Below are 21,364 nucleotides of genomic sequence, written 5' to 3' on the forward strand. Positions count from 1 at the left end.
GGGCGCAGCTTCATCTCCGGATCCGACATCCGGGAATTCGACCTGGCGCTTGACCCGCTTCAGATGCCGCAAGTGATCGCGGCGATCGAGGGGACCGCGAAACCCTTCATTGCAGCCCTGCACGGTGCGGCACTTGGCGGAGGCTGCGAACTGGCTCTGGGGTGCGACGCGTACATCGCCTCTCCGGACGCGGTGGTCGGGCTGCCTGAAAGCGCGCTCGGGATCATACTGGCCGCTGGTGGAACCCACACTCTGCCCCGGCTCGTCGGCAGGGCCGAGGCGATCCGTCTGATCGCGGGCGCCACCCGCGTGCGCCCCGATGCCGCGCCGAAGTTTGGGGTGATCGACGCAGTCGAAGCCGGTGACGCACGACAGGCGGCGATAGCGATGACTTGCCGGCTGTCCGGAACGAAACAGCGCGTGATTGACCGGCCCGTGCCGTATGCGGACGATGCAGAGACTGTGTCTGAAAGGGCATCGCGCCGAGTGCGGCCCCACGTGCTCGCATCGGTCTACCATATGATGCAGGGTGATGCAGGCTGGAACGCTTCCGACTCTCGATGGACTGCATGCCGAACGCGAGACCTTCGAGAAGTTGCGCACCGCCCCCTTGGGCAGCAGGAGATCCAGCGACGCGCGCTTGCCTCGATCATTAAACAAGCCGCCGCTATCGTTGCTGAAGGCGTCGCCTTGCGGCCTTCGGACATCGATGTGGTTCGGGTGAACGGATACGGGGTCCCTCGCTGGATTGGTGGTCCGGTGCACTGTGCGCGCCAGCAGGACGCAGATTCACTGTCCGCGGACGTGGCCAGACCGAGCCGGAAGATTGGAGACCTTCGCCTGCTTGGCGTGGACATGGGAGGAAACGAATGACCAATCCGGAAACAGCGCTGGATGCCCTTTGGGCTCCGGAAAGCGTCGCGATCGTAGGCGCATCGGCGGATCCGACCAAGCCCGGTGGACGGCCCGTGGCCTACCTTTCGAAACACGGCTTCCACGGGGACATCTGGCCGGTAAACCCGCGTGTCGATGAAATCGCCGGTCGGCCCTGCTTTGCCAGTGTCGCCGATCTTCCCGGTGCACCCGACGTCGCCATCGTGCTGCTTGGCGTCGCGCGCGCCGAGGCGGCGGTGCGTGACCTGGCGGCCAAGGGATGCAAAGTTGCCATCGTTCTCGCGAGTGGCTTTGGCGAAGCAGGTGACGAAGGCCGCGCACGCCAAGATGCCTTGCGCGAGGCCGCGGGCGACAAGATGCGCCTGCTGGGGCCCAATACGATCGGCGCGATGGACCTTTCAAAGGGCATCGTGCTGTCCGCCAGCGGTGCGCTGGAATGCGATGACATCCCGAGGGGCGGGATATCTGTCGCCTCGCAAAGCGGCGGGATCCTCGGTGCGCTCCTGTCGCGGGGCTCGGCGGGGGGCATCGGGTTCTGCAAGCTGGCCTCGACAGGCAACGAGGCCGACCTCGACATCGCCGACTTTATTGCGGCCTATGCCGCTGACGAGGCGACCACCGTGATTGCGGCCTATATCGAGGGCATCCGCTCAGTCGACAAATTTCGAGCCGCAGCCGAATCCGCGCGCTGCGCCGGAAAACCGCTCGTGATTTATAAGGTCGGGCGATCCGAATCCGGAGCGCGGGCTGCGGTGTCGCACACTGGCGCGATGGCGGGCGAAGACAGGGCTTACGATGCTCTGTTCCGTCAGGTCGGCGCGATCCGCGCCCGGACCTTCAGTGACCTGCTGGATCTTCCCGCCATGTTGGCCAGCTGTCGTACGATGTGCGGAAACCGGGTGGCGATCCTGACATCCACGGGTGGCGCGGGCAGCCTCGTGGCGGACAACTGCGGTATACTTGGGTTGGACGTGCCCGAACTTGATCCGGCAACGGGCAAGACTTTGGCGGACCTTCTTGGCCAGGACCAACCGATGACAGGCAATCCGGTCGACGTGACACTGGCCGGGGTCGAGCCGACAATCATGACAGCCGCGACGGAGGCCTTGCTGCGCTCTGACGGGATCGATGCGGTTGCGGTGGTTGTCGGGTCCTCGGCACTGGCGCGTCCCGACGTGGCAGCCGGTGCAATCCGCGCCGGCGCCGCGGCCAGTAACAAGCCGTTGATCGCCTATGTCAGTCCGCACGCACCCCACATCCTCGATCTTCTGAATCGGGAGGGCGTACCTGCGTTTTCTGCCCCGGAAGCTTGTGCCACCGTCTTGAAGGGAGCGCTGCCGATGCCGCCGGCCGGTCGGCTGTTGAGGCCGGGGTCCGCTGTGGTGCCTGCCGGTCTCCCCAATGGCACTTTGAACGAAGCGGAAGCGCGTGCCCTCTTCGATGCTTTTGGCCTGACTGGAGCCAAAAGCTTCGTAGTCCAGACGGCTGATGAAGCGGCAATGGCTGCTGGCGAGCTGGATGGCCCCGTCGTCCTTAAGGTCCTGTCGCGTGAGATAGCGCACAAATCCGACGTCGGTGGTGTCCGTGTGGGCCTGGCTCCCGAAGCTGCGGGAGCCGCTCTGACCGCGATGGCGGAAAGACTCGCGGCGCAGGAGCTTCCCAAGCCCGAGGGATACCTCGTGCAGGCTATGGTGCACGGCGGGATCGAGATGATCTTGGGCTTGCGCCAGGACCCGCAACTGGGGCTCTTGATCCTGCTGGGTGCGGGCGGTGTTCAGGCCGAGCTGTCCAACGACAGCACCCTCCGGCTGCTTCCGTTGCGCGAAGGCGAGGCGCGTGAAATGGTGAACGAACTGACGATCACGCGCCTGCTCGAGGGATATCGGGGGGCACCGGCGCACGATATTGACGCGCTGATCGAAGCGATCGAGGCCTTGGCGTGCATGGGAGATGCGCTTGGAGATCGCCTGCTGGAGGCTGAAATAAATCCGATCTTCGTATTGGAAGACGGGCAGGGCGTCGCGGCGGCAGACGGCTTGGTGGTGCTGGGGCCGTGAATGGCTCTCACCCCCGGGAATGCGTGACCCGCCAGACTCCCTGGGCGGAAACGACTGGGGCTTCACCCACGAATGCAGTGGCTGTCAGAAAAACCATGCGTGCACTTTTCCGAGTAACTTGCGGCGTCATCTCAATAAGGTCGCCTATCCGTACCGGTGCGAGGAACTGATGGGTTAAGCTGATGGTCGCGCCGCGGATGGCGCCTGCCGCGTGACGCGCGGTATGGCCAAGTGCACGATCAGCGAAGGTCATCAGCATCCCACCATGCACAACGCCATTTCGGTTGGCATGTATGCCGCGCGCGATAAAGGCGAACTGCGTCTGGCCATCCACGACGCGCCGCCAAAGCCCGCCGACATGGCCGACAAATCCATCGTCGGGGTCGAGCGTCCAGCCTGCAGTTTGCAGATCGTGTTCCATGAATTGGTTGTGCAACGCCCTGACCGGACTGGCAAGTTGATTGCAAAAGGGTTCGAGACTGACTGTTTGTTATGCTCGCCCGATATATAACAAGTTGTTCGAGAGGGGCACGGCAGCGACCGTGGGCCCGAGGAGAAAAGCATTTCGGACCAGAGGAGGGGGAAAATGCTTGATCGCGATTACCGGGACATCGTCGCCGGGCTGGGTCTGACTGCGATCGGCGCCGCTGCCGCCCTCTACGCGCTGTTCAATTACAACCTTGGAACGTTCACCCGGATGGGACCCGGGATGATGCCGGTCTCTCTCGGCATCATCCTTGCCGTGTTCGGCTTGTTGATCGCCTTCCCAGCGTTGTCTCGCAGCGGCGACCTGCCTCCCCTTAAAATCAGGCCGATGATCGTGATGTCGATCAGCATATTCAGCTTTGCGCTGATGATCGAGTCAGTGGGTCTTGTGCCGGCCGTGTTCTTCACGACAGTGATCGCGACCTTTTCCGAGACGCGTGTGCCCTTGGTCTCGGCGCTGGTTCTTGGAGCCGGCATGACCTTGCTCACCTGGAGCCTCTTTATCCTCGGGCTCGGTCTTCCAATTTCATCGTTCGATTGGCCCTTCTAATGGAGCTGCTTGCGAACCTTGCTCTGGGCCTGGAAACGGCGGTCACGCCGACCAACCTGCTTTTCTGTTTTGCCGGCGTGTTCCTCGGGACCTTCGTCGGCGTCATCCCCGGCGTTGGCCCGCTGGCCGCGATCTCGATGCTGTTTCCGATCACTTTCTACCTCGACCCGACGGCAGCCCTGATCATGCTGGCCGGTATCTATTACGGCACGACCTATGGCGGTTCGACGGCATCGATCCTGCTGAACATCCCCGGTGCAACTTCGTCCGCGGTAACCTGTCTCGACGGCCATCCGATGGCGAAACAGGGCCGCGCCGGAGTGGCTCTCTTCATGACGACGATCGCGTCCTTCGTCGGCGGTTCGTTCGGAATCATCATTCTCAGCCTTTTCTCGCCGTTGATCGCAGAATACGCGCTGACATTTGGACCGGCCGAATACTTCGCGCTAATGGTGCTGGGTTTGATTGCGGCGTCGACGATTTCGAATGCATCGCCGTCGAAAGGCCTCGCCATGGTGGTTTTTGGGATGCTTTTCGCGACGGTCGGCACGGATAGTCAGAGCGGTGTCGGTCGTTTTACCTTCGGCTCGATGAGCCTGCTGGAGGGCTTCGGCATCAGCGCAATGGCCATGGGCCTTTTCGGAGTTGGAGAAATCCTGTCCTCGGTTGGGGCCACGCGAATCGCAAAAATCGACAGTTCCAGCGCCAAACTACTCAACATGTTGCCGAGTAAGGATGATTGGCGGCGATCCTGGCTGCCCGGTTTGCGCGGCTCGTCCATCGGATCCTTCATTGGCGCGTTGCCTGGAACCGGGCCCTCGATCGCGGTGTTCATGGCCTACGCGTTTGAAAAGCGGGTGTCGAAGACCCCCGAACGCTTCGGCCATGGCGCGATTGAGGGAGTCGTGGCCCCGGAGACTGCGAATAACGCGGCGGACCAGACCGCTTTCATCCCAACTTTGACGCTCGGCATTCCGGGCAGCGCCACGATGGCGCTGATGCTCGGCGCACTGATGATCCACGGCATCCAGCCCGGCCCGACGCTGATCGTAGAGCAGCCGTCCCTCTTCTGGGGCCTGGTCATGAGCTTTTGGATCGGAAACCTGCTGCTGCTGATCCTCAACCTGCCGCTCATCGGTCTGTGGGTGCGTCTGCTGCTCATCCCGTATCACTACCTCTACCCGGCAATTCTCGTGTTTCTGTGCATCGGCGCTTACAGTGTAAGGGCGAATCCGGCAGATGTGCTAATAATCCTCGGATTTGGTTTCGTCGGATATGCGATGCGCCTTGCGGATCTGCCGGCTGCCCCGCTGCTTCTTGGCTTTGTTCTTGGACCGCTTGTCGAGACCCAGTTCCGTCGGGCCATGGTTCTGGCCCGTGGCGACTTCACCGACGTAGTCACGCGACCGATCGCGGGAACGGTACTGGCTCTGGCCGCGGCGATCCTGGTCTGGACGCTTGTCAGTGCGATCATGCGGTATCGCAGGGGAATGAAAGCGTTGACGCGAAATCCCACCGGTTGATGCCAACAACGAGATGGGCGCACGACCCTTGAACCGGAGTCGCGCAGTGGTCGCCCCGAGACCACCACGACCTGCCGAACCGGCAGCTTAAAATGAGGAGGAGACGACATGAACAAGACCTTTGCAGCCACACTTGCCGTCACGCTGAGCGCGACCGCTGTCTTTGCACAGGACAGCTTCCCGTCGGGGCCGGTTACGATCATCGTCCCGTATGGCACGGGTGGATCGACTGACATGACGGCGCGACCGCTCGCCATCGAGCTGGAAAATATCTGGGGCCAGCCGGTCGTGATTGAGAACAAGCCCGGCGCAGGCTCGATGATAGGCACGACGGAAATGACGCAGGCCGATCCGGATGGTCACACTCTGCTGATCAATACCGCAGCGATTTCCACCGCGCCCGCGATCCAGACCGATCTGCAGTTCGATCCCGAAGCTGATGTCACGCCGATTTCGCTTCTGGTCACGAGCCCGTACGTGTTGGCTGCCGGCTCGAACGTGAAATCTGATGATCTTTCAGCCTTCCTCGAAGAGGCCGAGGAGCGCCCGATGTTCTTGGGCACAGCAGGACCCGGTAGTTCCAGCCATTTCATGTCCGAACTGTTGATCGAGGCGACGGATATCCCGGCGGATATCATTCATTTCTCGGGCGGTGGCGAGGCGCAGACAAACATGATGGGCGGCCACTCGGATACGTACATTTCCACCACCGCGAGCGTGATGCCCTACGTCAATGACGGGCGCACCAAGGCGCTGGCGGTTCTGGCGCCGGAGCGCTTCGAATTGCTGCCCGATGTCCCCTCAAGCGGCGAAGCGGGCGTGACCGGTGTGGACATCAACGGCTGGGTCGCACTGTTCGGGCCAGGTGGCATGGATCCCGAGCTTGTCGACCAGATCAACGCGGATTTTGCCGAAGCCATGGCGACCGACCGGATGCAGGAGCAGCTGGAAGCGAACTATGCCGTCGCCGGTGATCTAACACCGGAGGAATTCCGCGAAATCTACCTGCGGGATATTGAAACTTGGAAGCGTCTTGCCGAGTCGCGCAATATCGGCCAATAGGGCCTGCGCTCGGCAGCCGGCCCCGACGGGGCCGGCTTTTCCGGTTCACGCAAGCAAGCGCTTTGGATTGCCGCTCAACCATCCGTCGAGATTCTCAACCGTCTGGCAGTAAAAACTCTCGAAGGTTTCCTGCACCGAGTATCCCAGATGAGGTGTCAGAAGTGCGTTGGGCATAGTGCGGATACGGGCGTCCGCAGCAAGCGGTTCTAAGTCATAGACATCCACGCCCGCACCGCCGATCTTCCCCTTCGACAGAGCATCGACCAGCGCGTCATGATCGACCAGAGGACCTCGGGCAGTGTTGATCAACAGGGCGTGCGGTTTCAGCCGTTCGAGATCGTCGGCTCCGACGATTCCTCTTGTGGATTCGCCGAGAACCAGATGCAGAGAGATGATATCGGCGGTACGGAACACCGTGTCCTTGTCGGCGAAGGTGGCACCGCCGGCCGTTGCGCGGGAAGGCGTCAGGTTTGGGCTCCATGCGATCACGTTCATCCCGAATGCCTGGGCGATCGAAGCCATGCGCGACCCAAGCCGTCCCAAACCGATAAGACCCAGGGTGCGGCCATATAGTGAGCTGCCAAGCCGCGTTTGCCACGCACCATCGCGCATCGCGGCCGACTCTTCTGGAATATGACGCAAAAGGCTTATGATCAGCCCCCAGGCAAGCTCGACCGTCGCATAGACTCCATTGCCGCTGCCGTCGGTCATCATGATCGGAATTCCCAGTTCTGCCGCGGTTTGGCTGTCGAGCGTGCGGTTTCGCCGACCTGTTGCAGCGATTGCCTTCAGGTTCGGAAGGCTTGCAAGGATGTCGCCGGGGATGTCGGATCGTTCCCGCAGCAGGCAGATCGCATCATAAGGCTCCAATTCCTTGACCAGTTGGTCTTGTGGAATTGCTCGGCGCAAGAAGCTGATCTCAGCTCGATCTTCCAGTACGGACCAGTCGGCGAGGCGGTGCGCCACACCCATGTAGTCGTCCAGCACGGCGATGCGGGCCTTCCGGCCGGTGGGCAGAGGGCGGAACGCGGTCATGGTGGGATATCCTTTCCTTCCTTGCGGCGGTCGTGGCGCAGGATCAGCTTCACGATCCATGGGATGTTGGGCATGAATATGAAAATACGAACGAGGTGAAATGTCGTGATCAGGACGACGCTTTGGCCCAGAAACTCTGCGGTCAATGCCATTTCGACCGCGCCACCCGGCGCCGCCCCCAGAACGAGCGTCTTCCAATCGAAATCCGACAAGGCGGCTATGCCAACGGCGCTCAGACTGCAAAGCATCAGCAGAAGTAACGCCGTCGCCACGCTGAGCAGAGACGACTTCAACGACGATGTGACAATCTCTCGCTTGAACGTGGCGCCCAGCCAGGTGCCAAGCACGATCTGCGCGATGGCAAGGACCACGGGCGGATAGGGGGCGGGTCCAACACCGCTGGCTGCGAGCGCGGCGGAAACTGACATCGGGCCCAAAAAGTTCGGGTTAGGAACACGCAAGGCATGAAAGGCCCAAGCACTTGTCGTACCTATTCCGGCGAGAACGAGGATAGATAGCGGGTCGCTGAAATTGAACGTGATCGGCGCACGTGTCACGTCGGGCCATCCGTCGAGCGCATACATCGCGAAGGGCAGAATGACGACAACCATGCCAAGTCGGATGGTTTGGCCGAAAATCACGGGCGTCGGGTCGATGCCTGCTTCTGTGGCCATTGTCGCGGCCTCGACCGGGCTTGTCGGGGCACAGGATAAGAAAGCCTGCGCCAGCCCCATTCCGGCCAGCCGCGCCAAAACCAGTGCGACAATGAAGATGCAGGCACCGGTCGCCAGGGCGGTGCCGACGATCACTAACGCCAGGTCAGCCAACATGTTGAACGCAGCCGGCGAAAAGGCCAGTCCGACCTGGGTCGCCACGACTATCTGTCCGATGGGCCGCATCCTGTTTGGTACCGTCAGACGCGGCGCCGGCCCCATGAAAACTCCCGCGGTCAGCATGAGCGGTCCGATCATCCACGGCAGCGGTGCGCCGATGCGTTCGAAAGCCCAGCCCGCGCATGCAGAGATTGCGAATAGAAGAGCCAGCCCCACCATGGCTTTCGCGCCCTGCGCAGCGGGCGGGTGCGGTGATCCTGGTGCGGGAGGAGGAACGTTCATATACTAATTTCGGGCATCCGATGCCGCTGCCGGGCTGTCTCTCGCCTCAGGTTAGGCTAAGCTCAGCGGGTGTTAAGTGCCCTTTGATCGCGCAAGGCTAATCAGAAATCATGCAAAATCGCCGGATCAACCTTCCGCTGAACCCTCTTCGTTCCTTCGCGGTTGCGTCCCGTCACAAGACCTTCACAGCCGCCGCGAAGGAGCTTGGCGTGAGCCAAGTCGCCATCAGCCGGCAGATATCAATCCTCGAAGATTATCTGAATGTAAGCCTGTTCGAACGTGGCGTTCGGTCTGCAAAACTGACCGAGGTTGGGCGGGCTTTCGGGATTGAGGTTGCAGGTCTTTTCGACGAGTTGGAACGTGCCACGCAACGGATGATTAGCCACGAGACGGAAAGCGCGGTTAATTTGCGCGTGCATCCGACGGTCGCTCATCACTGGTTGATGCCAAAGCTCATGGATTTTACCCGCCGGTATCCCGACATCCGTGTCCGGTTCGATACGCGGGTCGAGCCGCTCGATTTTCGCGGCACGCATCTTGATGTGGCGCTGCAGCTTGGCAATGGGGACTGGCGCGACACACGAACCCGCATGCTGTGGGAGGAGCATGTCGATGTGGTGTGCTGCCGATCGTATCTCGAATCGATAGGCGGACTTGAGAAGCCCGAGGATGTGACCAAGGGAGAGCTGCTGCATTCACGCTATCGGCGACGTGCGTGGGAATTTTGGGCGCGCTCTCTTGAATTGGATATCGATTTCCATCGGGGCATGGATTTCGAGACTTCGCTGCTCAGTTATTCGGCAGCGCAGCAAGGGTTCGGTCTGGCCATCGGACAACTCGGGCTTCTGGACGACCTGATCGCCGAGGGCCATCTTGTCCGGCCGCTTGGCATGGGCATCCCCACCGGCGCCGCGTTTTACGTAATCTGGCCCACGACAGTTTCGGTCAGTGTGAAGACGAAACGTTTCATTGACTGGCTGCTGGACCAAGTTGGCCAACCGCGTGAATTCTTTAAGTCCGTCCCCCCCCCCAAACAGAACCTGAATTTGTCAGACCGTCGCTTTGCCGAGCCTGATCTCTACTTAGGTCAATGTTCGAACTCTGATGTTATGCTGACATCAGTTTTGGGAGGGAATGCGTCATCATGGCGAGATTGAGCGGAAAGGTCGCAATCATCACGGGAGCGGGGCAACAGCCTGGCGCGACACCGGGCAATGGTCGCGCTACGGCACTCCGCTTTGCCGAGGAAGGTGCAATCTGCCTCTTGGTCGACATCAACCGCGACTGGGCAGAGGAAACCCGCGACATGATCGGCGGCGGCGACTCGATGGTCGTGACGGCCGACGTGACTGAAGAGGCATCCTGCCGGGACATTGTTCGGCAGGCGCTGGACCGGTTCGGTCGGATCGACGTGCTGCACAACAACGTCGGACTGTCCAAGGGCGATCGCGCAACTCCAGACCTCGGGGCGGATATTTGGGACCGTATCATGACGCTGAACCTCAAAAGCATGTTCATGCTGTGCAAGGCGGCGTTGCCCTCGATGCGCGAGCGTCGGTCAGGATCCATCATTACGATCTCCTCGACATCGTCTTTGTCGATGCGGCCGACTGTCGCCTACAAGACGTCGAAAGGCGCGATCAACACTTTCACGCAGCATGTGGCCGCGGAGAACGCGGCCTTCGGCGTGCGCGCCAACGTGATCCTGCCCGGCCTGATCAACACACCGATGGCGATCGAGCGGCGTGCGGAAGAATCTGGCCGTTCGCGTAACGAGATCCGCGCGGAACGCGACGCCTTGGTGCCGATGGGCAAGATGGGCGAGGCTCGCGACGTGGCCAATGCCGCAGTCTTCCTCGCATCGGACGAGGCGAAGTACATCACCGGCGCGCTTCTGCCGGTCGATGGCGGCCTGCTGTTGAAGCGGGGGTAGCACATTTTGAATAATCCTTTGATGAATCTGGCGTGTGCTGCGGAACGATGGCGGTCCCGGCCATTGACCGATGCCGTTGCTCATGATGCCCGTCGCGCAGTCCTTGATTGGTTCGGCGCGCTTCTGCCGGGTTGCGTCGAAGGTCCGTCGGTTGCTCTGTCGCGTGCCTTGGTCGGTGCGCGGGGGGAAGGCAGCGCGGTGACCTATGTGGACGGAGCCTCGGGATCGCCGCGCCACGCGGCATTGCTGAACGGTACAGCAAGCCATACGATCGAGTTCGACGACATCTTTCGCGACGGCGGATACCATCCCGGCAGCCCGACGATTTCCGCGGCACTTGCGGTCGCGCAGGCCGAAGGCTCCAGTGTCGAGGCATTTCATCGCGCTGTGATCGGTGGGTACGAGGTGGGCTGCCGGATCGCCATCGCTCTGCAACCGAGCCATTACCGTAACTGGCACATTACCGCTACCGTGGGCACCATGGGCGCCGCCGTTTCCACCGCGATGCTCAAGGGCTGCAGCGCCGAAGGGATCGCCCACGCTATTGCCATTGCCAGTAGCTTTGCCGGCGGGCACCAGGAAAACCTGCAAGGGCAGGGGCAGACCAAGCCCATGCATTGCGGCCACGCCGCCGAGGCCGGTGTGTTGGCCGGGCTGGCGGCCGCCGAAGGCGTGACCGGGTCTCCGGGCAGCCTCGACGCGCCGCATGGCTATGCGGCCGCCACGAGCGACGGCACGGGCAACTGGCAGGCCGGGCTGGAGGGGCTGAACGAATGGACGTCGATCTCGCGGATGACGTTCAAGAATTACGGCTGCTGCGGCCATATCTTCCCGGCCCTCGACGGGATCAATGCCATGCGCGTCGAACACGGATTCGACCCCGGCGACATCGCCGAGGTCGAGATTCACGGCTATGGCCCCACCGTTTCCATCTGCGACCGGATGGACGTGCAATCGGCCCGCGATGCCCGATTCAGCTTGCAATATTGCGCCGCCGCTCTGCTTCACACCGGGGCAGTGCGGATGGCGGCCTTCAGCCCAGAGACGCTTGGCCGGGACGACATACGCGCGTTCATGGACAGGGTGATTGTTACCGAGGATGCCACGATCGCCGCCGCCTATCCGGCGAGACGTCAGGCTCGACTTGTCATCACGCTAAATTCGGGTGTGGTGATCGAGCATTTTCAGCCGACGCGGAAGGGCGATCCCGACGATCCCCTTACGGACGCCGAACTTTTCGAGAAATACGATGAGCTGACGGCCGGCGTGCTCGATGCTGGAGCTGCAGAACGCCTCCGCGACGTCATCATGACTGGCGACGAGCTTCCCGGCCTGGTCTTGATAAAGACCCGCCAACTTTCCGCTGCATGACCACGACAAGTTAAGGATTGGGACGACCATGAAGGATATTTCGGCAACGGCTCCCACTGCGGAGTTCATCGACGTTGAAATGCAGGGCAGGTCGGCAATCATCCGTCTCAACCGGCCCGAACTTCGCAACGCCATGAACGATCAGATGCGGCAGGAGTTGATCGCCGCCTTCGAATGGGCGGACAGGAGCCCGGAGGTGCGCGCGGTGGTTTTGACCGGTGCAGGAAAGGGGTTTTGCTCAGGGGGCGATATCGGGGGCATGCGGGAACGGCTCAACGTGCCGCAAGGCGACGTGGCCTACAACGGCTGGAACCGTCAGAAACAGACGCACCGCGGCGTTGCCGCGATCCACGGCTGTACCAAGCCGGTCATCGCAGCCGTCAATGGGGCAGCCTTCGGACTGGGCCTCGACATGGCGATGGCCTGCGATTTCGTCGTGGCCGTGGATGGCGCCAAACTCTCGATGAGTTTCCTCAAGCGCGGGCTCGTGTCCGACGGCGGGGGCATGTATTTTCTGCCGCGCCGCGTCGGTCTGTCTCGTGCGAAGGAGCTGATCCTATCGAGCCGCGTGGTGCTTGCGGATGAAGCGCTGTCGATCGGTCTTGTCGATCGCGTCACGTCAGCTGACGACCTGATCAATACTTGCATGGCTTGGGCAGAAGAACTGACGCAGGGGTCGCCCGCGGCCGTGGCTCTGACTAAGTCCATACTCGACAAGACGTTCGAGAGCTCGGACGATGAGGTCTTTGCCCTTGGTCGCCAAGCCCAGGCGATTTGCTACACGACGAAAGAGCATCGCGAGTCGATCGAAGAATTCTTGAACAAGGCGGACAGCAAGGCATAGGCGACGCTTTGGTGCCGGTGAGCCGACTGGGGCGGCGGTGTCTCCTGTGGCATTCTGAGTTCGAGGTTGCCCCAGACGGCCCCGCGGGAGGTCGAAGAACCGTTCCGGGCTCATTCAATCTGCACGCAGCGGCTCTACGGAATGTTCTCGGTCTGTGGCGCCCTTTCGCAGGCGGCGATTTACCGATACAGCGCTGCGGGCAGCCCGTCGCGAGTGAGTTGCCGAACCGTATGGCCGCGCCAACATCGCGCGTCTGAAGGCGTGTTTGGTCGCAGCATCAGGAGGCAAGAAGTGCACCAACTTTGATACAGAGCGCAATCCTGACCCAATATGCTTACAAAAATGAACCCCTTGGAGCGCACGAGTAGCTGGCTGGATCCGTCGTAGCTCGCATACAGCGCAGCCGTATCGGGCCATCGGGGTCTTGGTCATTCATGGGTTGAAGCGCCAGCTTTCGTTGCCGGTTTCGACGATGTCGCCGTGATGGCGCTCTGACCGCCGGACTCTGGCTTCGGGTGGCTGAAGATTGGGTGTCACTGCAGACGAATGTCGCCCGACACCGCGTCAGCCATGCCCTTTCGAACCTCGTAGCCGGCAACCGAGAGCGGCAATCGGTAGGTCACAGACTTGGCTTGCCTCGTTCGAGGCGCACGCTGATACGGTAAGGCCCTGTTTGGGAAAAGACGACAACGTCTCCTTCCGTCGCTTCAGCTGTTGCGAAGAAGCGCCTGACCCATCCTCTGGCGCGGAAGATCGACTTCGTCCGGTCGATGTCTGTCTTGGCAGGCTTGGGCCCGCCCCAATCGATTTCCAGATGGCGCAGTGCGGCCTCCTTCTTGCTGGAGCCCCCAATCACTTCTCGAGGAAATGCATGCATTAAGGGGTGACAACTTTATATGGTTGTTGCGGATATTTCCGCCGCTCAGGACGCTCTGCCCGAGAACCTTGTGCTTGCCCTCCGGCAATGGCGAAGCCTGTTCAGTTACCGCCGGGGTCCAACGAACAGGATTGGCAGACAGGTCGATGGCGGCGGACAAAGGTTTGAAATGGTCGACCGAGCAGCTCTGGGGCGGCGGGGTGAGGTCCCGCCTGATCTTGGCGGGCGACGTAGGGCGCGAGGGCCTGACTGACATCAGGCGACAGGGTGACCCATGTGACAGCACCGGACCTGTGCTCGTATGGGACAGAAGGTGCCAGCGGGATGTGGTCCGGTCGGGCAAGGATGCCTACGAAGTCGAGCATATCTGGGCCAATCACTACGAACGCTTCGAGGCATTTTTCCCGCAGCGGTCCGAGTTTGACAGCACTCGCAACTAAATCGGCGGACTCATCCTGCTACCCCAGAAGATCAATGCCAGTCTGAGCGACATGACATACGCCCAGAAACGACCGCACTACCTCAAGCAGAACCCCCTGGCGCAGTCGCTGCACGAGGACTTCTACCGCAATAATCCCGGGGCTCGGCGTGCAATCAAGGACACCGGTCTGCCGTTCGCGTCAGTGGAGGAGTTCATGCCAGAGGACCTTCGCAAGCGATCGAAGCTTTATTGCCAACTGGCGGATCATATTTGGTCGCCGTCGCGCCTATCGGCGAATACCTGCTAAGTAACGGCGAAACCGATGCGCGAGTTTTGACCCGAAAAACTTGGCAAAGCTCAACGCGGATTTTCGGACAGAGCAATGGCGGCATTGCACGCGACCCTCCGCACCAATCCCAGCATCACCTTGGATGGTTTTGGACAGCCCGTCCGGCGTTAGATACATGGCATCTATCTCTCTCGGCCGATCCGCAAGATGATGTTGATGGTAGCTACAAAAGGGACGAAAAATTGCACGCGTGCAGTTTGTGGCGTTACTCAGCGATGAGCCGCCATTCGGGGATGACGGTAAACCATTGATCGAGGAAGATCTTACCGTGCTGATCTTCGTCGCTGTCGGTCTTGCGCCAAGAAACGAGGGCAAACACCTCGGCATAGAACTCCTCTCCAGCCACACCCGGCGAGAAGCCTCTCTGCATCTTGCCGATCTGATGCAGCCCATTCTCGATCGGCGCAAAGACATGCCAAGGGTTTTGATCCCGCTGGTTCTCCGTTCTCTTGATCATGATGCGATCTCCGGGCTTCAGCCCGGAGATGACGGCCTTGGTTTTTTGCCGGCCCCTCTCGTCGGAATAGCACCACGGCCCATTCCAAGCCGGGAAAGACAGAAAGACATCTCGGACTGAGCAGGGGATCAGTGGGGCCTTGGCTTGAGATTTCAGTGAAGTTCGGCGCGGCTCAAGATCCAGCGGCGCGAGATGCTCAGACCTCTGAGCTGAGATCAACCGTCTCGTCGGCGCCATGAAGCCCCCGGTTGTCAGGCTCAGGCTGTATCGGGCCCGGGTGGCAGCAACATAGAAGAGCCGTCGATCTGCGCCAGTAATCGACAAGCTGTGAAGCCAGTCGCAATCGCAAACGACGACATTGTCGAACTCGAGGCCCTTGGAGCTGTGCGCGGTGAGCACCATCACGCCGTTCTGCTCGGGCCGCCAGCCATGCGCCCATTCGACGAACTCCTCGAGCGTCAGGCGCGGCGAGATCTCCACCGGCTGATCCTCAGCGGCCTCGCTTGTCTCGGAACTACCCTTGGGGTCTTCATCGGCCGCATCCATCTGGTCGCGCAGGTAGTCCCTCAGCCATTGTGCCACGGCACGCGCCCAGAGGCTTCCGTAATGCCCTTCCAGCCACCCGGCGACCCGCTCGATGTCCTCCGGCAGGAGCACTTGGCCGACGCGTTCCTTCTTCTCCAGCCACTCCCTGACCCGGACCGCTTCCTTCACGCGTGCCATGGGCACGAGCCCCTGGAGATCGCGCGAGACTTCGATCCCGGCACCCAGCAGCGCGCGCTCGACCACCGGGATATGCGCGCGTCGGCGCACCAGCACGGCGGTGGATGCCCAGCGCCATCTCTCCTTGCCTACCGCTGCGCGCAGGCGGAGCAGCTCGACTGTCGCGAGGGCCGCGTGGCTTTCGATGGTTCGATCGGCATTCCCAAGGATCGTAACCCGTCCGAGGTCGGGATCGCGCGGTCGGTGATAGCGGCCTTGCAGTGGATCATGGACCCGGTCTGGATCGATTTCGATCTCCCGGGTCTTCAGGCGATCGGAGCAATGGGAGATAATCTCAGCGGCACAGCGCAAGATGGCTCCGCTCGAGCGGTAGTTCCATGTCAGCTCGGGCATCTTTTTTGGCGTGTTGAACAGCCGATCGAAGGCGCGGATATGCTGCCCGCTGGCGCCGCCGAAGTCATAGATGTTCTGGTCATCGTCTCCGACCGCGATGAAGCGGACATCGACGAGATCGGCCGCACTGCGCGCTTCACTCGCGGCCTTCTTCTGGCTCTGCTGCGAGATCTCCTTGATCAGCGCGAAGGAGTCCTCGGTCACGTCCTGAAACTCGTCGACGAAGACCCAGCGGAAGCGCCGCAGGATGAGGTCCGAGAGATTGCCGCCGTCATCGCGTTGCTGGGTCAGCCGCGCGCTGGCTTGCGACAGTATGCGATTGAAGGCACTGGCCTTGCGCCCGTTATCGGCCTCGGTGTCGGTGAGTTCGACTTCTTCGCCGACCGCCTCATCCGAGAGCTCGGCGAAGGACTGGCCGAGCACCTGCAAGGCAAAGGAGTGATAGGTGTAGACCGAGACGACCGCGCCGCGTCGGCCCAGCGCCGACTTTGCGCGCAGGCGCGAGCGGATCTCTTCCGCGGCACGTCGGTTGTAGCACAAAGCCAGGATCTGGTCTGGCGGCACGCGCTCGACGCCGACGAGCCAGACGATGCGTTCCACCAGCACCCGCGTCTTGCCGGCGCCCGGGCCGGCCAGGACCAGCAGATCTTTCAGGCTTGTGTCGTCATGCACGATTTTAGATTGCTCAGGGTCGAGCCTGCTGCGTAGCTCGATCTGCCGCTGGACCGGGGCAGGGCGGTTTTCACGAACCACCTTCAACTCTTCGCTCTCGAAGAAGGTCGCGAGGCTCTCCTTGGATGGTGTCGCGAAGTAGGATTTGAGAAGCTCGGGCCCTTCATCCGGCGCCTCGAGCACCCGCCGGGCATAGCCGTCCATGAGGTGCAGCTGGCGGATCTCTTCCTCTTGGAAGGCCTCAACCCCGGTGCGGAACATATCCTGAGTGTAGGAGCGGACGGTCAGGTTGGTATCGCGCCGTGCGATCTCGACGCGGACGGCCTCGCTCTTGGTGTAGAGTCCGGCTGAGATGTCGAGCGCCTTGATCCGTGTCAGTAGCCGCAGGTGGCGTCGCACGAGACGCTCTGATGCGCCCGCCGCGAGCCCGGAGCCGTCCGGAGCGCGCCAAGTCCCTTCGACATCCATGTCGAAACTTGTCACCTCTTCAGCGAGGCGATCCGTTTCGATACGCAGGTGGCGCTCGTCGTCAGCGAGATTTTCGAGCACTTCGAACACGCGGGCGGTCTGTGCACGGTGCTGTTTGAGCCGAGCCCGAAGGTCGTCAGGCTCGAGCTCGGGTGCGAAGATCGTGAGCTGCTTCGTCAGATTGGCCGGAGCCACCTTGACGCCGATGAGTTTCAGCCGACGCAGTTCCTCGAGAAGCTGAAGAGCCTCTTTGGCGGTAAGGCGCACACCGTCCTCAAGCTCATTCTGAGCTTTCTGAAGAAGCGACGCGAGCGTGATCTGGAATGGCCGCGGCGCCTGCTTGGCGGGTTTCTCGTCTTCCTCGACCTCTTGGGTGTCGTCGAAGGTATCCTCCTCCGCCGCGGCCCGGGCTTCGAACAGGGCGATGATGACTTCGACCACTGCGTTGCTCTTCTCCGCCCAGGTCGAGACGAGGCGCGGCGCAATCCGTGCGCCGCCCAGCTTGATGTCGACGCTTGTATCGGCGTGCAGGAGATCGCGATGCTTTCGCAGGGCGGTTACGGCTTTGCGCACGATCTTCAGTCGGCCGGTCTTTCGCAGGCCGCAGATATCCGCGAGCTCTTCGAGATCGTCGGGGAGCTGGGGCTCCTCGCCTCTGGCGGCCTGCGAGAAGAGATGCTGGACGATCCGGGTCTGGATACGGGTGAGGCCCTTGGGATCGCGCTGTAGCGCCTCCAGAACCTGCCTTTTGACCCGGAGATGGGGAAATCCGGATTGGGCCCCCACCTTGCGAATGAGGCCATGGGCCTCGAGTTCATCGACGATGCGATCGACCCGTGATCTTTGTAGCTCCTCGGCGCGCTCGTAGGTCGAGTCCTTCAGAAACCCCAGCACATCTTCAGCGACCACTTGGTAGGGCAGTGAGATCGATGGGAAGCGGTTGGCCTTGCGCTGCACGCGGCGTTGGATGTCGAGCACATAGGCCAGAACAGCATCGATGTCTTCCTTATGGAGATGCCCCTGGGCGCAAAGACCAAGGCGGCGGTCATGCTCCTCGGTGTCGTGCAGGAGAATGCAGTTAGCTGGCTTCTTGTCGCGCCCCGCGCGCCCTGCTTCCTGGGCATAGGTCTCGAGAGAAGCAGAGGGTCCGGTATGGAGAACCAGCCGCACCCGCGGGCAGTCGACCCCCATGCCGAAAGCAATGGTTGAGACAATGACCTGTAGGCGCCCCTCGGCGAAGTCGCGTTCGACTCGCGCCTTGTCCTCCGGGCTGCGGTCGGCGTGGTAGAACTCTACGCTGTGGCCGAGGGCGTCGAGACTGGACGCGATCTGCTGAGTGTCTTTTCGGCTGTAGGTATAGATGATTGCCTGGCCACCTTCGGGCAACAGCTCCGGATCGCGAAGCATGGCGCTCAGCTGCTCGTGCGTTTCGCCATCACGGGGTAGCACGCGGTAGGTGAGGTTGGGACGTTCGGCCCCACCGTCGATCACCGCGAGCGACCGGCCCATGCCGGTCTTGAAGGCTTTCTGTATGTCTTTCTGGGTCTCTGGCCGGGCGGTGGCGGTCAGGCACAGGATGGCGGCCTTGTCGCTGCCACGGGCGCCGCACTCGGCGAGCCACTTTGGCGCGCGCCGATAGTCGCCGCGAAAGCCATTGCCCCAAGCTGGAATGCAATGCGCCTCGTCGAAGACCCACATGCCGATGCGCCGACTCTCGAGCGCTGAGCGTGTCGATTTGGAGCCGAGGCTTTCCGGTGCGAGGTAGAGCAGGGCGATGCGCCCCTCGCGGATGTCCGAGAGGATCTCATCGCGGTTTACGACATCAAGATCGCTGTGCAGCCGCGCGACGCCCGGCAGACCTTCCTCTTCTGCCTTGGCGGCTTGGTCCTCCATCAGCGCCTTTAGAGGCGAAACCACCACGGTGAGATCGCCAGTGCGCTCATGGTGCTCGAGGGCGGTCACTTGGAAGCAGCGCGACTTGCCGGTGCCGGTAGGGAGAATACCCAGCGCGGAGCGCCGGGCCAGGGCTGCGTCCATCACGCGCTGTTGGTAGGCGATGCCCTTCTCGTCGAAGGGCGGCTGAAAGCGCGGGGTCTCTCCCTCGGCCGGCGGAAACCACCGGTTCATGCTGTGAAGCGATGTCTCGTGATCTTGGCAGCGGCGGCAGCTGGGTTGGCTACATCGCCGCCTGCCCAGATCATCCAGCGCCTCCTGGAAACCCAGCTCCCCCTTCATCAACCACTCGGCCGGCGCCGGACGCTGGTCGCGATGGCGCACCCAGCTCAGGACCCAGGCCAGTGGCCAGCCGTTCTTCGTCTCAAAGGCGTGGAGAAGCTGGCCGTGCAGCCCGCGTATGCAGACCTCGCCCTGGAACATCCGGACGATCGTGTCGATGATCGGCTTGGCCCCCTCCAGATTATCACCTGAAGGAGTAGAAGCTCGCCCCAAGACGGCATCGAAGAAGGCTGCGTAGCCATTGTGGCTTGCGCCGAGCCCGCACAGCCACCGCAGGACCTTGATCCACTCGCGATCCATCGTCTCGAAAGCCAAGACCTCGGAACGAAGGAGGGCGATGGTCTCCAGTGTGTCCTGAACGGGATCTGCCAAGCCGGTCTGGGCAAGGTAGGGCTTGTTCAGCGCATGCGACTTGAGGGCGGGAAAGGCGAGAGGGCTGAGCCAGATCGTATCGACGAGCTGAAGGTCATCGAATGACCTCCCTGTCAGCGCTTCGAGCTCAGGGAGATCGTGGATTGCTGCATTGTGGCCGATCGCGAAGCGATGACGGCGCAGCTCGACCTCGATTTTCGTGGCCGGCAGTCCGCGCTTGTTAGAGGCCACCTCCGGCTCAGTGCTGGCAGGAAATGCGGCGGCATCACGAAGGCGAGCCAGACCCTTGGCGTCATCGATGATTTCGAGATCGAAGCCAACCGAGGCAGAAAGCAAGTCGTCGATAGATCGAATTGGCGGCGCCCATGTGGCGGCGCCACCTTTCTTACTGACTTCTTGAACGCCGTCGCGGAACAAACGCTTTAGCAAATGATACCTCCGGGGCGGGAGGAGACAGAAACTCCATTGCGAAATCAATCGAAAAGGTGTTTGCGACCAAACATTGCCAAGTCCCTGAGGAGGAGATGAAAGCACATAACAGCCTGCCGAAGAAGAGCGGACTCGGACGGCAGTCATGCAAGCCCGTGCGATCGAGGAGCGCAAGGCCATGGATCAGATAATCGCAAGCTTCTTTACGGAAGGCGGGACGCGTCCGGTGCAGTTGAACCACGAGGGCTTTGATGCTGTAACCGCCCCCCGACGGCATCGACGTGCCATGGTGGGATCGCAACAATCCATTTTGGGAGGCGGTCATGTCGGAGATTACCACGGTCGGATTGGATCTCGCGAAGAATGTGTTCCAGGTCCACGGTGCTGACGCCAGAGGCGGCGTGGTCTTTCGCAAGAAGCTCAGAAGGTCCGCGGTGCTGGAGTTCTTCAGTAAGCTGCCGCCCTGCCTGGTGGCGATGGAGGCCTGCGGCGGCGCCCATTTCTGGGGGCGGGAGCTGGCACGGCTCGGCCATGACATCAGGCTCATCCCGCCCGCCTACGTGAAGCCGTTCGTCAAGCGGCAAAAGAACGATGCGGCTGACGCGGAGGCGATCTGCGAAGCTGCGCAGAGACCGAACATGCGCTTCGTGCCCGTGAAGAGCGAAGAAACGCAGGGGGCGGCCAGCGTCTTCCGCGTCCGGGAATTGCTCATCCGGCAGCGCACCCAGGCCATCAACGCGCTCCGCGGTCACCTCACCGAATACGGTCAGGTCGTGCCGCAGGGCGCGACGAATGCCCGGCGCCTGATTGCGTTGGTCGCGGACGACGAGTCGGATCTGCCAGCGACGGCACGGGCTTCCCTGCAGGTCCTGACCGCAACGCTCGCCCAGCTCGACGATCAAATCGCGATCTTGGATGCCGAGATCACCCGCCGAGCCAAGGAGAACGAAGTGGCGCGGCGTCTGATGACCATTCCGGGCGTCGGTCCACTGATCGCCACGGCCATCGCCACGTTGGCGCCGCCGCCGGAAACGTTCCGCAAGGCTCGAGACTTCGCGGCATGGCTTGGCCTCACACCGCGGCAGCATTCGACAGGCG

The 21,364-nt window shown here is 61.8% G+C and carries 13 protein-coding genes and 1 pseudogene; 10 read left to right on the top strand and 4 right to left on the bottom strand.

The features are described 5' to 3' along the window. Nucleotides 1-6: 6 nt before the first annotated feature. Together OCH239_RS23560 and OCH239_RS16945 are read left to right on the top strand one after the other, a co-directional pair. Nucleotides 7-873 (top strand): annotated as a pseudogene (locus OCH239_RS23560) (enoyl-CoA hydratase-related protein); the annotation flags it as partial. Continuing rightward, entirely contained in the window at nt 870-2,951 is a 2,082-nt protein-coding gene (locus tag OCH239_RS16945; RefSeq protein ID WP_037265244.1) for an acetate--CoA ligase family protein, read from the top strand. The pseudogene OCH239_RS23560 and the gene OCH239_RS16945, both read left to right, overlap by 4 nt. A 7-nt stretch (nt 2,952-2,958) precedes the next feature. On the opposite strand, the gene OCH239_RS22235 is transcribed toward OCH239_RS16945, so the two are convergent. Then, a complete protein-coding gene (locus OCH239_RS22235) occupies nt 2,959-3,372 on the bottom strand; it encodes a PaaI family thioesterase (RefSeq protein ID WP_084782573.1) in 414 nt (137 codons plus the stop codon). A gap of 165 nt (nt 3,373-3,537) precedes the next feature. Here OCH239_RS22235 and OCH239_RS16955 point away from each other — a divergent pair, with 165 nt between their 5' ends. From OCH239_RS16955 to OCH239_RS16965, 3 genes are all read left to right on the top strand, one after another. Continuing rightward, a complete protein-coding gene (locus tag OCH239_RS16955; protein ID WP_037265246.1) occupies nt 3,538-3,987 on the top strand; it encodes a tripartite tricarboxylate transporter TctB family protein in 450 nt (149 codons plus the stop codon). Next, nucleotides 3,987-5,510 (top strand): tripartite tricarboxylate transporter permease, encoded by a 1,524-nt coding sequence (locus OCH239_RS16960; protein ID WP_037265247.1) that lies wholly within the window; start codon nt 3,987-3,989, stop codon nt 5,508-5,510. The genes OCH239_RS16955 and OCH239_RS16960 overlap by 1 nt, the downstream gene beginning before the upstream one ends. A 108-nt stretch (nt 5,511-5,618) precedes the next feature. Then, nucleotides 5,619-6,572: a Bug family tripartite tricarboxylate transporter substrate binding protein gene (locus tag OCH239_RS16965; protein WP_037265248.1), complete on the top strand. Its 954-nt coding sequence runs from the start codon at nt 5,619-5,621 to the stop codon at nt 6,570-6,572. Nucleotides 6,573-6,617: 45 nt separating this feature from the next. Here OCH239_RS16965 and OCH239_RS16970 read toward each other — a convergent pair whose 3' ends face one another. Both OCH239_RS16970 and OCH239_RS16975 read right to left on the bottom strand, forming a co-directional pair. Continuing rightward, nucleotides 6,618-7,607: a D-2-hydroxyacid dehydrogenase family protein gene (locus tag OCH239_RS16970; protein WP_051489558.1), complete on the bottom strand. Its 990-nt coding sequence runs from the start codon at nt 7,605-7,607 to the stop codon at nt 6,618-6,620. Then, a complete protein-coding gene (locus OCH239_RS16975) occupies nt 7,604-8,722 on the bottom strand; it encodes an AbrB family transcriptional regulator (RefSeq protein ID WP_084782575.1) in 1,119 nt (372 codons plus the stop codon). Before OCH239_RS16975 ends, OCH239_RS16970 begins: the two co-directional genes overlap by 4 nt. A gap of 110 nt (nt 8,723-8,832) precedes the next feature. On the opposite strand from OCH239_RS16975, the gene OCH239_RS16980 reads away from it, so the two are divergent. Genes OCH239_RS16980 through OCH239_RS16995 form a run of 4 tightly spaced genes read left to right on the top strand, consistent with a single transcriptional unit; the run spans nt 8,833 to nt 12,870 of the window. Beyond that, nucleotides 8,833-9,879 (top strand): LysR substrate-binding domain-containing protein, encoded by a 1,047-nt coding sequence (locus tag OCH239_RS16980; RefSeq protein ID WP_211242013.1) that lies wholly within the window; start codon nt 8,833-8,835, stop codon nt 9,877-9,879. Beyond that, complete coding sequence (locus tag OCH239_RS16985; RefSeq protein WP_037265250.1) at nt 9,867-10,655, top strand: SDR family NAD(P)-dependent oxidoreductase; 789 nt, start codon at nt 9,867-9,869, stop codon at nt 10,653-10,655. Before OCH239_RS16980 ends, OCH239_RS16985 begins: the two co-directional genes overlap by 13 nt. 21 nt (nt 10,656-10,676) lie before the next feature. After that, nucleotides 10,677-12,026 carry an MmgE/PrpD family protein gene (locus OCH239_RS16990; protein ID WP_037265251.1) on the top strand — a complete coding sequence of 450 codons (1,350 nt, stop codon included), beginning with the start codon at nt 10,677-10,679 and terminating at the stop codon, nt 12,024-12,026. A gap of 28 nt (nt 12,027-12,054) precedes the next feature. Then, on the top strand, nt 12,055-12,870 hold the full coding sequence (locus OCH239_RS16995) for an enoyl-CoA hydratase/isomerase family protein (protein WP_037265253.1): 816 nt from the start codon (nt 12,055-12,057) through the stop codon (nt 12,868-12,870). Nucleotides 12,871-14,722: 1,852 nt separating this feature from the next. On the opposite strand, the gene OCH239_RS17010 is transcribed toward OCH239_RS16995, so the two are convergent. Continuing rightward, nucleotides 14,723-20,266, bottom strand: coding sequence for a RecQ family ATP-dependent DNA helicase (locus OCH239_RS17010; RefSeq protein WP_162150012.1), 5,544 nt, complete (start codon nt 20,264-20,266; stop codon nt 14,723-14,725). 323 nt (nt 20,267-20,589) lie between these two features. Here OCH239_RS17010 and OCH239_RS17015 point away from each other — a divergent pair. Continuing rightward, nucleotides 20,590-21,364: IS110 family RNA-guided transposase (locus OCH239_RS17015; RefSeq protein WP_037265258.1), on the top strand; the 775-nt coding region annotated here is incomplete at its 3' end.

Origin of the sequence: Roseivivax halodurans JCM 10272 (genome assembly GCF_000521785.1) — a bacterium.
Lineage (GTDB): Bacteria > Pseudomonadota > Alphaproteobacteria > Rhodobacterales > Rhodobacteraceae > Roseivivax > Roseivivax halodurans.